This window comes from Paraburkholderia sp. BGA-UO-ETr-F12, assembly GCF_059567945.1.
This window is the reverse complement of the sequence record NZ_JCAQOZ010000056.1, coordinates 509,742-523,169: the sequence shown is the minus strand read 5'-3', so window position 1 is coordinate 523,169 and position 13,428 is coordinate 509,742. Positions and strand designations below refer to the sequence as shown.

Annotated in this window: 11 protein-coding genes; 4 read left to right on the top strand and 7 right to left on the bottom strand. The window is 61.1% G+C overall.

Annotation, left to right across the window (positions count from 1 at the left end; genetic code table 11):
• The first annotated feature begins 105 nt into the window (after nt 1-105).
• From AC57B6_RS26340 to AC57B6_RS26325, 4 genes are all read left to right on the top strand, one after another.
• Nucleotides 106-2,862 (top strand): UPF0182 family membrane protein, encoded by a 2,757-nt coding sequence (locus AC57B6_RS26340; protein WP_496422403.1) that lies wholly within the window; start codon nt 106-108, stop codon nt 2,860-2,862.
• A gap of 205 nt (nt 2,863-3,067) precedes the next feature.
• Entirely contained in the window at nt 3,068-4,267 is a 1,200-nt protein-coding gene (gene zigA / locus AC57B6_RS26335; protein WP_028193934.1) for a zinc metallochaperone GTPase ZigA, read from the top strand.
• 184 nt (nt 4,268-4,451) lie between these two features.
• Nucleotides 4,452-4,898 (top strand): SRPBCC family protein, encoded by a 447-nt coding sequence (locus AC57B6_RS26330; RefSeq protein WP_028193935.1) that lies wholly within the window; start codon nt 4,452-4,454, stop codon nt 4,896-4,898.
• A 397-nt stretch (nt 4,899-5,295) separates the two neighbouring features.
• Nucleotides 5,296-5,898, top strand: coding sequence for a helix-turn-helix transcriptional regulator (locus AC57B6_RS26325; RefSeq protein ID WP_496422402.1), 603 nt, complete (start codon nt 5,296-5,298; stop codon nt 5,896-5,898).
• Between the two features lie 346 nt (nt 5,899-6,244).
• Here AC57B6_RS26325 and AC57B6_RS26320 read toward each other — a convergent pair whose 3' ends face one another.
• From AC57B6_RS26320 to AC57B6_RS26290, 7 genes are all read right to left on the bottom strand, one after another.
• Entirely contained in the window at nt 6,245-7,543 is a 1,299-nt protein-coding gene (locus AC57B6_RS26320) for an L-fuconate dehydratase (protein WP_046571375.1), read from the bottom strand.
• A 164-nt stretch (nt 7,544-7,707) separates the two neighbouring features.
• Nucleotides 7,708-8,649 (bottom strand): ABC transporter substrate-binding protein, encoded by a 942-nt coding sequence (locus tag AC57B6_RS26315; RefSeq protein WP_028193938.1) that lies wholly within the window; start codon nt 8,647-8,649, stop codon nt 7,708-7,710.
• Between the two features lie 102 nt (nt 8,650-8,751).
• The gene (locus AC57B6_RS26310; protein WP_028193939.1) at nt 8,752-9,777 is read right to left on the bottom strand and encodes an ABC transporter permease; all 1,026 of its coding nucleotides are present in this window, start codon (nt 9,775-9,777) and stop codon (nt 8,752-8,754) included.
• Between the two features lie 19 nt (nt 9,778-9,796).
• Nucleotides 9,797-11,308, bottom strand: coding sequence for a sugar ABC transporter ATP-binding protein (locus AC57B6_RS26305; RefSeq protein ID WP_030098957.1), 1,512 nt, complete (start codon nt 11,306-11,308; stop codon nt 9,797-9,799).
• A 320-nt stretch (nt 11,309-11,628) separates the two neighbouring features.
• A complete protein-coding gene (locus AC57B6_RS26300; RefSeq protein WP_028193941.1) occupies nt 11,629-12,270 on the bottom strand; it encodes a DsbA family oxidoreductase in 642 nt (213 codons plus the stop codon).
• A 140-nt stretch (nt 12,271-12,410) separates the two neighbouring features.
• Nucleotides 12,411-12,893 carry a cupin domain-containing protein gene (locus AC57B6_RS26295; protein WP_178370303.1) on the bottom strand — a complete coding sequence of 161 codons (483 nt, stop codon included), beginning with the start codon at nt 12,891-12,893 and terminating at the stop codon, nt 12,411-12,413.
• 129 nt (nt 12,894-13,022) lie between these two features.
• Entirely contained in the window at nt 13,023-13,424 is a 402-nt protein-coding gene (locus AC57B6_RS26290; RefSeq protein ID WP_496422401.1) for a cupin domain-containing protein, read from the bottom strand.
• Nucleotides 13,425-13,428 lie beyond the last annotated feature (4 nt).

The window sequence follows — 13,428 nt, the reverse complement described above, 5'->3', positions numbered from 1 at the left end:
GGCCGATGCATCGACAAAGCGGTCAGCCGGATTCACGACGGATCGGCAATTCATGCAGACCTGATTGCCGCCGGCCACGAGTGGTGCCCTGACAAAGGAGGGGCAATGGATTCGCAACCCCGCTCCCGCGTGGTCGTCAGACGCGCCGCCATCACGCTGACGGTCTTCGTGGCCGGATTGATCGTTGCCGGGCGCATCACCCGTGTCGTAGTCGACTGGTTGTGGTTTGCTTCAATCGGCTATGCCGACGTTTTCTGGACGGTTTTCTCCGCCAAGCTACTTCTGTTTGGCGCGGTGTGCGCAGCGTCGGCCGGCATCATAGCCGCGTCGGGCTTCGTCGCGCATCGTTACGCGCGACGCCCAGGCAGTTGGCAAGTGGAAGCGGCCCGTCTGTCAGGTCCGCCGGAGTTCATCAGCGAACTCGCGGACCAGCTCGCACCGCGGATTCGCTGGCGCGCCAGCATTGCCGGTAGCGCGATTGTCCTGGGGATGATCGTCGCGGCCAGCAACATCTCCAACTGGGATCTGGTGCTGCGCTTCCTGCATCAGGTGCCCTATGGCGAGCGCGATCCTGTCTTTGGACGGGACATCGGCTTCTATCTGTTCTCACTGCCCGCCTATCTGGTACTCAAGAACTGGTTGCTGCAACTGGTCTTCCTGAGTGCGATCGTTGCGGGCCTGGTCTATGGGCTGCGCGGCGACATCACGTTCGAGCGGCCACCGCGCGGACTCTCTGCCCCAGCCACCATTCATGCTTCAGCGCTGCTCGGCGCGTTCTTCGTCGTGAAAGCGTGGTCCTGCACACTCGAGCGTTTCTTGCTGCTGTACGGCGATAACGGTGTCGTGGTCGGCGCAAGCTATACCGACGTCCACGTCGTACTTCCGGTCTTGTGGGTACTCACCGGCTTCGCCCTCGTTGCCGCCGTCGCTTCGTGGGTCAATATGCGCCGGCGGGACTATCGCATTCCCGCCGCCTCGGTAGTACTGGTATTCGGCACCTCGTTCGTGTTCGCCGTGGTCTACCCGGCGCTGTTCGAGCGCTTCTATGTCAAGCCGAGCGAGCTGCAACTGGAAATGCCCTACATCAAGCACAATATCGCGCTAACGCGAATGGCTTACGGCCTCTCGCAGATCGAAGTAAAGCCATTTCCGGCCGGGCAGGAACTGAATCTCGCCTCGCTCGAAGCCAACCGCGCGACCATCGACAACATCCGCCTATGGGATGTGCAGCCGCTGATGGATACCTACGCGCAATTGCAGGAGATCCGGACTTACTACAAATTCCTCTCCGTCGATATCGACCGCTACCGGCTCGACTCCGGCTACCGGCAGGTGATGCTGTCAGCCCGCGAACTGGCGCCGTCGATGCTTTCTGTAAATGCCCAGACGTGGGTGAACCTGCACCTCCTGTTCACTCACGGCAACGGTGTCGTGATGTCGCCAGTCACCGAAAAATCGCCGGAAGGTCTGCCCTCTTTCTATCTGCAGGATATTCCGCCGGTCGCTCACGGCGGACCGGTGATTCGCGAGCCGCGGCTGTATTTCGGCGAAGGGAGTGAAGGCTATGTCATCGTGAAAGGCAGTGTTCCCGAATTCGACTACCCAAAGGGCAAAGATAATGTCTACACCACGTACAGTGGGCGCGATGGGATTGCGATCGGCAGCATCGCGCGCCGCAGTCTGTTCGCGTGGCACTTCGGAGATCTGAACATTCTGCTGACCGGCTACATCACGCATGCCAGCCGCATCCTGCTGCACCGTAACATTCAGGACCGGGTGCGTACGATTGCTCCGTTCCTGCGTCTCGATCACGATCCCTATCTCGTCACAAGCAACGGGCGTCTCTTCTGGATGCAGGACGCCTATACGACGAGCAACTGGTTCCCCTACGCTCAGGCGGATTTCGACAACGGCGCCAATACCATCCGTAACGCGGTCAAGGTGGTAATCGACGCGTACAACGGCACGGTCGATTTCTATGTCAGCGATCCGGCCGATCCGATCCTGCGGACTTATCAGCGCATCTTCCCGGGTCTGTTCAAGCCTCTCGCGGCGATGCCGCAAGACCTGCAGCAACATATCCGCTACCCCGAAGATCTGTTCCAGGTTCAGGCGCAGCTATATCGGGCTTACCACATGGATGCGCCGGAGGTTTTCTACAACCGCGAGGACCTCTGGCAGTTCCCCCGGGAACTGGTCGGCATTGACGGGGGAAATAGTCCCGGCACACCGATGACGCCCTACTACATGATCATGCGCTTGCCTCACGAATCGCGCGAGGAGTTCGTCCTGATGCTGCCGATGGTGCCCAGCCAGCGCGACAACATGATCGCGTGGCTCGCCGCACGTTGCGATCCACCCAACTACGGCAAGCTCATCGTCTACTCGTTTCCGAAGGACAAGCTCGTCTACGGGCCGTTCCAGATCGAGGCTCGCATTCAGCAAAACACCGAGATTTCCCAGCAGATATCGCTGTGGAACCAGATGGGTTCGCGTGTCATTCGCGGCCATCTGCTCATCGTGCCGATTGAGAACTCACTCCTCTACGTCTCGCCGCTCTATCTGCGCGCGGAGTCGGGTCAGTTACCCGAGTTGAAGCGCGTGATCGCCGCGTATGGGGACCGGGTGGTGATGAAAGAGACCTTGGGTGAAGCGCTGGCGGCGCTCTTCGAAGAAAGCGCGCCGCTTGCATCGCCGCCTCAGGGCACGGCGGACGCGCGTGCCCGCGAAGCGCTTGCACACTATGACCGCGCCATCGCACGATTGAAGGCGGGTGACTGGAGCGGTTTCGGCGCGGAACTGGATGCGTTGCGGCCACTGCTCGAGGCGCTGGGCGGCGGCCGTTCGGACGGGCAACAATGATTTGCCGCGGCATCGCGCCGCCCGGTATCCGTGCCCCCGGCACGACAGCCTGAAGCAGCGTCCGAGCCGAGGGATGCGCGCGTCAAGCTTGGAGAACCCGGTTGAGCCCGTCGCAAATGTTATGTTATAACATGTCGAATTAACCGGGTCGCGTTGTCGCGTTGACATACGCGCCTTGCCTTTCATCATTTCAAGGCCTCTCCCCATGCACAAGCTTCCTGTCACCGTGCTGTCCGGTTTTCTCGGCGCAGGCAAAACCACGCTTCTTAACCATGTCCTGAATAACCGTGAAGGCAAGCGGGTGGCCGTGATCGTGAACGACATGTCAGAAGTCAACATCGACGCCCAGTTGATCCGCGACGGCGGCAGCCAGCTTTCACATATCGACGAAAAGCTTGTCGAAATGAGCAATGGCTGCATTTGCTGCACCCTGCGGGAGGATTTGCTGATCGAAATCCAGCGTCTCGCACGGGAACGGCGTTTCGACTACTTGCTGATCGAGTCGACAGGAATTTCCGAGCCTTTACCGGTTGCCGAAACCTTTACTTTCCGCGACGAAGCAGGCCACAGTCTTTCCGATGTCGCGCGCCTCGACACCATGGTCACCGTCGTCGACGCCTACAATTTCGTGCGCGATTACGGTTCGCACGATTTTCTGGCCGATCGGGGCGAAACCATGGGCGAAGAAGACCGGCGAACGGTCGTCGACCTGCTGACCGAGCAGATCGAGTTCTGCGACGTGATCGTGCTGAACAAAACCGATCTCGTAACAGCGGATCAGATCGATCAACTCAAGGGCGTGCTGCGCGTGCTCAACTCGCGGGCGTCGATTGTGCAAAGCCATTTCGGCCAGGTTCCGATCGACCGGATTCTCGATACGGGGCTATTCGACTTCGAGGCCGCGTCGCAAGCGCCCGGATGGCTCAAGGAAATGCGCGGCGAGCATATTCCCGAAAGCGAGCAATACGGCATTACCAGCTTCGTCTATCGCGCTCGCCGCCCGTTCCATCCGAAGCGCTTCTTCGACTGGATTCAATGCGAATGGCCCGGCGTGGTGCGGTCGAAAGGATACTTCTGGCTCGCCTCGCGCAATCATGCTGTCGGCGAATGGTCGCAGGCCGGCGCGATCTCTCGGCATGGGCGCGCGGGGACGTGGTGGGCGGCCGTGCCGAAACAGTCGTGGCCACAGGACCCCGAGGCGCAGGCGATGATTCGCAGCCGGTGGGACGGGCGCTTTGGCGATCGCCAACAGGAGTTGGTCCTGATCGGCACGGGCATGGACGAGGCGTCGTTGCGCGCGTCGTTCGATGTCTGCCTGTTAAGCGATGAAGAACTTGCCCGTTCGGAAACCGCGTGGCGTGACTTTCCCGACCCGTTTCCAGACTGGACACCGCCTCGCGGATGACACGGCACAGACGGGCTCGCCGGGGGCGTTAGGCAGGCGCCGACGGAAGTCCCGGCGGCGTCGCTCAGGAAAGCTCTCGCATTGGCGTCTACGGGTTTTTCCCGATCCCGGCCTATGTCGATACCGGCGTCGCCGAACCGTCGTTGAGGTATGTTCAACCCCTCAACTGAAAGGCAAACACACCATGGCTACTGGAACAGTCCGCCTCCAACGCGTCTTGCGTGCGCCTCCTGAACGCATCTATCGGGCCTTCCTTGAACCCGATGCAATAGTCAGGTGGCTCCCGCCCTATGGGTTCACCTGCCAGGTCCACCACATGGATGCCCGCGTGGGCGGCACCCACAAGATGTCCTTCCGCAACTTCGGCACCGGCAATAGCCACTCATTCGGCGGCGAATACATCGAACTGGTGCCGTTCGAAACGATCCGCTACACGGACCGATTCGACGACTCGAACCTGCCCGGCGAGATGCATGTCACCGTTTCATTGCGGCAGGTGTCCTGCGGAACAGAACTCTCCGTCGTGCAGGAAGGCGTGCCCGAGGTCATTCCTCTGGAGATGTGCTACCTCGGCTGGCAGGAGTCGCTCGTGCAGTTGGCCAAGCTGGTCGAGCCCGTGATTCCTGGTTGACGGAGCCGGCATAGCTGCGCGCCGCCACCGGCGCGCAGCTCATCGATTCGCGCAGTGAACCGGCCATTTCGCGTAATGGCCGGCGGCAGAACAGAATTCCATCATCATCGACCTGTGCACTGCAGAACGGCTCATGCTCGACCGCTGCAATGCATCTTGCCACGATCCGCCGTAATCAAACCGTCACAGTTCGCAGGTAAATAGTCCGGCAACTGGAAATTTTTTCAGCATCCGGACGAATCTGCGCACTCATCAGGCAAAATTGACCGTATAGTTTTATCGCGCTACGCTGTCCGCGCAACCTGATCTGCTTTCTGCTGCTTTCTATCTCCCGAACATCACGCGAAATGGTGATCTCACAAGCGCGATCCGCAGGCGTAGGAGTCAGTACACAGCCATGAAAAGTGAAGTCATCGAAGACCTTGTCACCACGGCGGCGGAGTTTTCGCCCGACGCAATCTTCCTCGTCAGCGAGACGGGCCGTATCCGCCATGCCAGTCGCGCGTGCGAGGATATATTCGGCTACGCGCCGGGCGATTTCGCCGACCAGTTCATCATTGATTTCGTGGTTCCCGCCGATCAGGACGCCACGCGCCGGGAAGCCAAAGAGGTGTTGGCCGGCCGCAAACGGGTAGGGTTTGAAAACCGCTATCGTCATAAGAATGGCAGCGACGTCTACGTCACATGGTCCGCGCAGTGGCTGGAGCATGAGCGTTTGCGTGTCGGTGTCGCCCGCGACGTGACCGAACTCCGTCGCCGTGCGGCCGCGCCATCGGCACTGTTGTCCGTCCTCGCGCCGCACGAACGCAAAGTGGTTGAACTGCTGCTGACGGAGGCGACTGAAAAACAGATCGCCGAGCGGCTTGGCCTCGCCGCCTCGACCACCCATTCCTATATCACCGGGATCTTCCGCAAATACGGCGTGCGAGGCCGGGCGGGTCTGATGAGCCTGTGGCTCAAACATCTCTCCGGCGGCACCGCCCAGTCTGGCGACAGGTAAGCGCGGGGCTTCCTACGCGGCCCGAATGCCCGGGTTGTTCCCGCGCGGCACGAGCGCTCGCAAAAGAGCCGCCCGCTAAGCAAGCGGGCGGGCTCTTCCAAATGACTTTCCATGCGGAGCCCGCCGGTCTTGTACGTATTGTCCGGGCTCTTGCTGGTCTCTCTCAGGTTTCTGGCTTCGAATTTTTTGGCTTAACGATGGCGTCGCTAATACCGCCGACGACACCGAAAACCCATATATTGGAACCGATGCTACCTGAAAGAACTTGCCCAACGAAGCCTGCTAATCAGAGGGGTGTGCCCGATCCAGATGCCGGCGCGGGCCGCGCCGGCCCGCGCGTACCCTTTCATATCCGCCACGCCGGCCCCTCGGGAAAGTCATACTGATCGAGCGACGCCGCATGCATTTCAATGCTGTAGCCCGCGCGTTGCGGCGGCATATACCGGCCGTTTCGAATCACGACCGGGTCGACAAAATGCTCATGCAGATGGTCCACGTATTCGAGCACGCGGTTTTCCAGCGACGCCGACACGCAGATATAGTCGAACAGCGAAATATGCTGCACGTACTCGCACAAACCGACGCCGCCCGCATGCGGACACACGGGCACGCCGAACTTCGCCGCCATCAGCAGCACGACGATCACCTCGTTCAGACCGCCGAGCCGGCAACTATCGACCTGACAGAAGTCGATGGCCTGCGCCTGCAGCAACTGCTTGAACATCACCCGGTTATGGCAGTGCTCGCCCGTCGCGACGCCGACCGGCCGAATCCGCTGCCGGATCGCCGCGTGGCCGAGTATGTCGTCGGGGCTCGTCGGTTCCTCGATCCACCACGGATCGAATTGCGCCAGTTGCCGCATGTTCGCGACCGCTTCGTCGACATCCCATACCTGGTTCGCATCCATCATCAGCTTCAGGTTTTCGCCGATCTCCTCGCGCAGGATGCGAGCCCGGCGCATATCCTCCTCGAGATTGCCGCCCACCTTCTGCTTGAAGTGCGTCCAGCCCTGCGCGACGCCTTCCCGCGCGAGCCGGCGAATCTTGGCGTCGTCGTAACCGAGCCAGCCGGCCGACGTCGTGTAAGCCGGATAGCCGTGCGCCAGCATCTCCTTCTCGCGCTCGCCCCGGGTTTTCGCATGACGGTGCAGCATGGCGATGGCTTCCTGCGGCGTAATCGCATCGGTCACATAGCGGAAGTCGAGACAAGCCACGAGTTCTTCGGGGCTCATGTCGACGAGCAGTTTCCACACCGGCTTGCCTTCGGCTTTGGCCCACAGGTCCCAGGCCGCGTTCACGACCGCCGCCGTCGCGAGGTGAATCGCGCCCTTGTCCGGCCCGATCCAGCGCAGCTGGCTATCCGAGGTCAGCGTGCGCCAGAAAGCGCCCATGTTCGCGGCGATATCCTCGAGCGTTTTGCCGACGATCAGCGGAGCCAGCGCCTGCACCGCCGTCACGCAAATCTCGTTGCCACGGCCGATGGTGAACGTGAGGCCGTGGCCGGTAAAGCCTTTCGGCGAATCGGTTTCGAGCGTCACGTAGGTGGCGGAGTAATCCGGCGCGGCGTTCATCGCGTCGGAGCCGTCGAGCGAACGCGAAGTCGGGAAGCGGATGTCCCGCACGGACAGCCTGGTGATCGTGGGCATCTGAACACCCTCCTGTTGGACAGCGATCGACTTCAGCCTATGAGCAAAGAGACCGGGTGCGCTCACCCGGTCTCTTTGCGGCCACCCTCTCGCCCTGCCATGCAGGACGGAAGACGCAGAGGACGCGTTGCGCCCTCCTCTGTCTTCGCGCCTTGCTGCGACGCTCAGTCGTAGAGCACGGCGGCGATCTTGGGATCGCTGATATTGCTCTTGTCGTACCAGTAGAAGCCCGTGTCGACTTTCTTCGGCAGCTTCTCGCCCTTGAGCGCCTTGACCGCGGAGTCGACCACACACTTGCCGATGCCGATCGGGTTCTGCGTGATCGCGCCGTACATCAAGCCGGACGTGATGTCTTCCTTCTGTTCCTTGCCGGAATCGTAGCCAATCAGGACAAGCTTCTTGCCCGATTCCTTGACACCGATCGCGGCGCCCTCCGCCGAGCCTTCATTCGAGCCGAAAATGCCCTTGAGATTGGGGTTGGCCTGAATCATCGTCTTGGCGATTTCCGCCGACTTCAGATGGTCGCCGCCGCCGTACTGCACCGAGACGATCTTGATGTTCGGGTGCTTTGCTTTCATCTCGTTCAGGAAGCCGTCGCGGCGATCGACGCCGGTACGGCTCGTCTGGTCGTGCACGATCAGCCCCACCTCGCCCGCATCGCCGATCGCCGCGGCCATCTTGTCGGCGGCGAGCGCGGCCGCCGCAATGTTGTCGGTCGCGCAGGTAGTCAGCGGAATGTCGCTGTCGACGCCGGAGTCGAAGGCGATAACCGGTATCTTCGCGGCCTGCGCCCGCTTCAGCAGCGGAATGGCCGCCTTGCTATCGAGCGCCGCAATGCCGAGCGCCTGAGGCTTCTTCGCAAGCGCGGCCGAGAGCATGTCGATCTGCTTGTCGACCATCGCCTCGGTTTCCGGCCCCTCGAAGGTGATCCTGACGTTATGCTCCTTGGCCGACTGCTCCGCGCCGGCCTTCACGGCCTGCCAGAACTGGTGCTGGAAGCCTTTCGAAATCAGCGGGATGTAGGTGTCCTGCGCATACGCAGCATTCGCCCCGCCAACGAGCGCGCCGACGCCGACCACGACACCGATTAGTCTTCTTTTCAACATGGGGTTTCTCCTCCTAAGTGGGCCATCAACCTCCAGCCTGGGGGAGCCTCTGCGCTCCCTTTTCTTGATCTTTGACTTTGTGCCGTGTGGCGTTTGCCTTCGTCAGCTCTTCTTGCGCCGCAAAATATCGGCGTAGACCGCGAGAATGATGATGAGGCCGGTCACCACGATCTGCCATTCCTGCGCGACGGACATGATGCGCAGACCGTTGGTCAGCACGCTCATGATGAACGCGCCGATAATCGTGCCCAGAATCGTGCCCGCGCCGCCGCTCAGCGAGGTCCCGCCGATCACCACGGCCGCGATCGCTTCGAGTTCGTAACCTTGACCTAGCGCCGGCTGGGCCGAATTCAGGCGCGAGGCGATCAACAGTCCGGCAACGCCGCAAATGGCGCCGGCCAGACCATAAATCGCAATCTTCCACCGATCGACATTCACGCCGGAAAGCCGCACGGCTTCTTCGTTGCTGCCGAGCGCAAAGGTGTAGCGGCCGAGCGCCGTGCGGTTAAGCGTGATCGAACTCACGATCGCAAGGAAAAACAGGATCAGCACCGCATTCGGCACAGGCAGGTTCGGCAGCACATAGCCGATCAGCGAATCCTGCGAGATCCGGTAGAAGTTTTCCGTGTCGCTGAAATAGATCGGCTTATCCGCCGAAACGACGAGCGAAAGGCCCTTGAGCAGCAGCATCATGCCCAGGGTCGCAATGAACGGCGGTATTTTCATTTTCGCCGTGAGGGTGCCAGAAATGGTCCCGCAGATCGCCCCCGTGCCAATCGCGGCCAGCACGCCGGTCCACATCGGCAAATGCCAGTAGGTCAGAAATACGCCGCAAATCACCGCCGTGAACGTCATCAGCGTACCGACGGACAGATCGATGCCGCCGGTGATGATCACGAAGGTGCAGGCGATCGCCAGCACGCCGTTGACCGCCGTCGCCTGCAAAATTCCCAGCATGTTGTCCATCTGCATGAACGCGGGCGACGCAAAACTGAAAAAGACCAGCAGGAGAATCAGGCTCCCGAAGGCCAGCAGTTTTTGCACGGCGGTCGGCGCGAAGACGCGGGCTCTCAGGCCCGAGGCTCTCTCCTTGCTACCCAGCGCCGACGTATCCGATGGCAGTGTCATGTCATAGACCTCTCGAGGCTCACGCCGCTTTCAGGGTTTCACGCTGCGTCGCCAGTTGCATGATGCGCTCCTGGGTCGCCTCCCGGGCCAGCAGTTCGCCGGTAACGCGGCCCTCGCACATCACGACGATACGGTCGCTCATGCGCAGGATTTCCGGCAACTCCGACGAGATCATCACGATCGCCTTGCCTTGCCCGGCAAGCGAGCGCAGGAGCTTGTAGATTTCGCTTTTGGCGCCGACGTCGATACCGCGCGTCGGCTCGTCGAAGAAGAGCACGTCGCAGTCGCGCTCGAGCCATTTCGCGACGACAATTTTCTGCTGGTTGCCACCCGAGAGAAGCCGCACCTCCTGCGTCGCGGACGGCGTGCGAATGGCGAGCAGATTGATGAAATGCGCGGCTGTCCGGCGTATCTCGGCACGGCGCAGGAAAAAGTTGAGCGACAGGAATTTGCGCAAGTTGGACATCACGATGTTCGCCTCGACGTTCATGCCGGTCGCAAGACCAAAGCGCTTCCTGTCTTCCGAGAGATAGCCGATCCCGCGCGCGACCGCATCGCTCGGATTCCTGATCGTTACTTTCACGCCGTTCACGACAATCTCGCCCGATTCGCTCGGATCGGCGCCGAACACTGCCCGCGCGACCTCGGTGCGACCGGCGCCCATCAAGCCCGCAAAGCCCAATATCTCGCCTTTGTGAAGCGTGAAACTGACGTCCCTGACGAGCGGGCCGGCGTTCAGATTCCTGACTTCGAGCGCGACCTCGCCTTTATCCGCCGTACCGTGAGAAGGCGCCACGTCGGTCAAGGTTCGCCCGACCATCATGCCGATGATCGCTTCGACGCTGGTGTCTTTCGCGGAGACGGTCGCCACATATTCGCCGTCACGCAGCACGGTAACGCGATCGGCAATCTGCTTGAGCTCATCCATCTTGTGCGAGATATAGACGATGCCCACGCCCCGGCTCTTCAACTCGCGAATGATGCGGAACAGCTCGGCGATCTCGGCTTCGTTGAGCGCCGAGGTCGGCTCGTCCATGATCAGCACGCGCGAATCGAAGGACAAAGCCTTGGCAATCTCGACCATCTGCTGTCTGGCTACCGTCAGGGTGCTGACCACCGCGCGCGGGTCGAGATTCACATGCATGCGGGCAAGAATGTCGCGCGCCTGCGCGTTGAGCTTGTCTTCGTCGAGGAACAGGCCGAAACGGCCGCGCGGCTCCCGGCCGATGAACATGTTCTGGGCGACGCTCAGATGATTCATCAACTGGAGCTCTTGATGAATGATGCCGATGCCCATGGCCTGCGCCTCGCGCGGGCTCGAAAATTCGACCGGCTGGCCGTCACGGAGGATCTCACCGGCGTCGCGGGTGTAGACGCCGGCGAGGATTTTCATCAGCGTCGACTTGCCGGCGCCGTTCTCACCCATCAGCGCGTGGACTTCACCCGCCATGAGTTCGAACTGGACTTCGTGAAGCGCCCGCACACCGGGAAAGTGCTTGCTGAGCCGCTTGACGGAAATGAGCGGGGTCATGGCGCGCAAGGAACGACAATGGCGCCAGCGCCGCCGGCCCCATTGCGAGCAGCGGATTGAAAACGACATGCACGCCGCTGCGCCGGGCGTCGCCGGGTATCGCAGCTGAAATCACGGCGGAAATCGCAACGAGAAGCCAGACGCATTGCCTGGTGCCCTCAAACCGATGTGCGACGATTCTACGCCGCTGGACGGCGGTGGCTCAATTAGGCATTCCCTAATATCGGGTGCGAACGCATTGCACGCCGGAGTCCCACTATTTGAGGTCCGGCGTGAGACTGCCCAGCGCACCGAGAAAGGCGCGCCAGCGTGCCTGTCTGTTACTTTTCGGCCAGAACCTGCTGAATGACCTGCTCGAAGGTTTCCACCGGCTGGCCGCCACTCACCAGATACCGGCCGTTAAAGATGATCGCCGGCACGGACTGGATGCCCTTCGCCTGGTATTCCTGCTCTTCCGCACGAACCTCGTCGGCATAGGCGCCGCTTCGCAGCACCTCACCGGCTTCCCCGGCATCGAGCCCGACGGATCGAGCCGCTTCGGCCAGCACCTCGTGATTGCCCGGATCCTTGCCGTCGGAATGATAGGCCCGCAGCAGCGCCAGTTTGAGCGGCAACTGTTTGCCTTTGAGGCCGGCCCAATGCAGCAGGCGATGGGCATCGAAGGTGTTATAGACATGCGTGCGCGCGCCGAAATCAAACCCGACACTTGCGCCACGCTCGCGGATTGCTGCTTGCGTTTCGGCGATCTGCTCCGGCGTGCGTCCGTACTTTTTGCCGAGATAATTAACGATGCTCTCGCCGTCCGGCCCCATCTCCGGATTCAGTTCGAAGGGATGCACGGTGACCTGGGCGTCGACCGTATCGCCTAAACGCGACAGCGCAAGCTGGAGCGACGAGAGGCCGATCGCGCACCATGGGCAGGCGATATCGGAGACAAAATCGATAGTTAGCGGTTGTTTCATGACTTTCCTGACGGGAATAGGCTGTGACACGGCCGCCTCGGCACCACCCGGAAACGGCCCACAGGGTAGCCTAGCCTGAATCGCCAATATTTGCAGGACCGCGCCGCGGCCCTCAGCCGAAGCACATCCGCGCGCAGGCTTCAGTCCGGCATCCCGTCATGCTCTCCGATTGGCCTCACGGGCCAGTCCACCCAGCGGTCCGCGCGCGAGCGTTCGTACGCTTCGTTGAGCGGGTAACGAATGCGGTTGTCGTCACGCGGACGTTCGCCGATCACCATCAGCCTGACTTCGTCCTGCGTATTGTTGATGAAGGTGTGGCAGATGCCGGTGCCTGCCGGAAACGCGACGGAATCGCCTTCCGCAAGTGCATGAAGCACACCGTCGATCCAGACATGGGGCTTGCCTTCGAGCACGTACACAAACTCCTGCTCGGTGCTCTCGGCGTGCGGATAGGAGGTCCGCCGGCCAGGCAAAAGCCTTACGTGATGAATACCGATACGCGTAATGCCAAGCGCGGCGGAAAGCGGTGCGTCCAGCGCCATTTTCTCGGTATCTCCGCGATAGGAATGCGCATCCGGTTCTTCCAGTTCAGTCCAGTGTTTGATGAAATCCGGACGGCTCATCGCTTGCTCTCCTTAAGGACTACGGTCGATAACAACGGCTCGCACAAAGCACGATACGTCTTCGGTTTCGCAATCAACACTCGCGTCGCGTCGAGGTCGCTTCGAGGTCACTTCGAGGTCGCTTCGAAGTCATTTAGACACGCGGATATTGAACGGTTTCCCCGGCACCCAGGCCCAGGTCGCAATGACCTTCGCGCCTTTCGGTCCGGCCGTGGTGACGTGCACGACTCCGGCAGGCATCCGGTAACTCTCGCCCGCACGAACGACCTGAGTGGGCTGACCGTCGGCCTGCACCGTCACCTCCCCCTCGAGTACGTACGCGACCTCCGGACCGGTCGCCTTATGCCACGGCTTCGACGCGTTCGGCGGAAATTCAGCAATCCCCATGCCCATTTCGCGATCGGTTCCAGGAACGGGAACCCGTTGCAAAACGACCGTGTCTTTCGCCGCCGGCGCGCTGTCCGCAGCTTTGACCGTTTGAACGCACATGAGCGAAGGAAGGAGAAGAAGAAGGCAACGAGCGCTTTTCATCGAG

Coding starts and splice junctions, on each gene's coding strand:
- zigA (WP_028193934.1), top strand. CDS start 3,068: ATGCACAAGCTTCCTGTCACCGTGCTGTCCGGTTTTCTCGGCGCAGGC.
- AC57B6_RS26315 (WP_028193938.1), bottom strand. CDS start 8,649: ATGTTGAAAAGAAGACTAATCGGTGTCGTGGTCGGCGTCGGCGCGCTC.
- AC57B6_RS26310 (WP_028193939.1), bottom strand. CDS start 9,777: ATGACACTGCCATCGGATACGTCGGCGCTGGGTAGCAAGGAGAGAGCC.
- AC57B6_RS26325 (WP_496422402.1), top strand. CDS start 5,296: ATGAAAAGTGAAGTCATCGAAGACCTTGTCACCACGGCGGCGGAGTTT.
- AC57B6_RS26290 (WP_496422401.1), bottom strand. CDS start 13,424: ATGAAAAGCGCTCGTTGCCTTCTTCTTCTCCTTCCTTCGCTCATGTGC.
- AC57B6_RS26320 (WP_046571375.1), bottom strand. CDS start 7,543: ATGCCCACGATCACCAGGCTGTCCGTGCGGGACATCCGCTTCCCGACT.
- AC57B6_RS26300 (WP_028193941.1), bottom strand. CDS start 12,270: ATGAAACAACCGCTAACTATCGATTTTGTCTCCGATATCGCCTGCCCA.
- AC57B6_RS26330 (WP_028193935.1), top strand. CDS start 4,452: ATGGCTACTGGAACAGTCCGCCTCCAACGCGTCTTGCGTGCGCCTCCT.
- AC57B6_RS26340 (WP_496422403.1), top strand. CDS start 106: ATGGATTCGCAACCCCGCTCCCGCGTGGTCGTCAGACGCGCCGCCATC.
- AC57B6_RS26305 (WP_030098957.1), bottom strand. CDS start 11,308: ATGACCCCGCTCATTTCCGTCAAGCGGCTCAGCAAGCACTTTCCCGGT.
- AC57B6_RS26295 (WP_178370303.1), bottom strand. CDS start 12,893: ATGAGCCGTCCGGATTTCATCAAACACTGGACTGAACTGGAAGAACCG.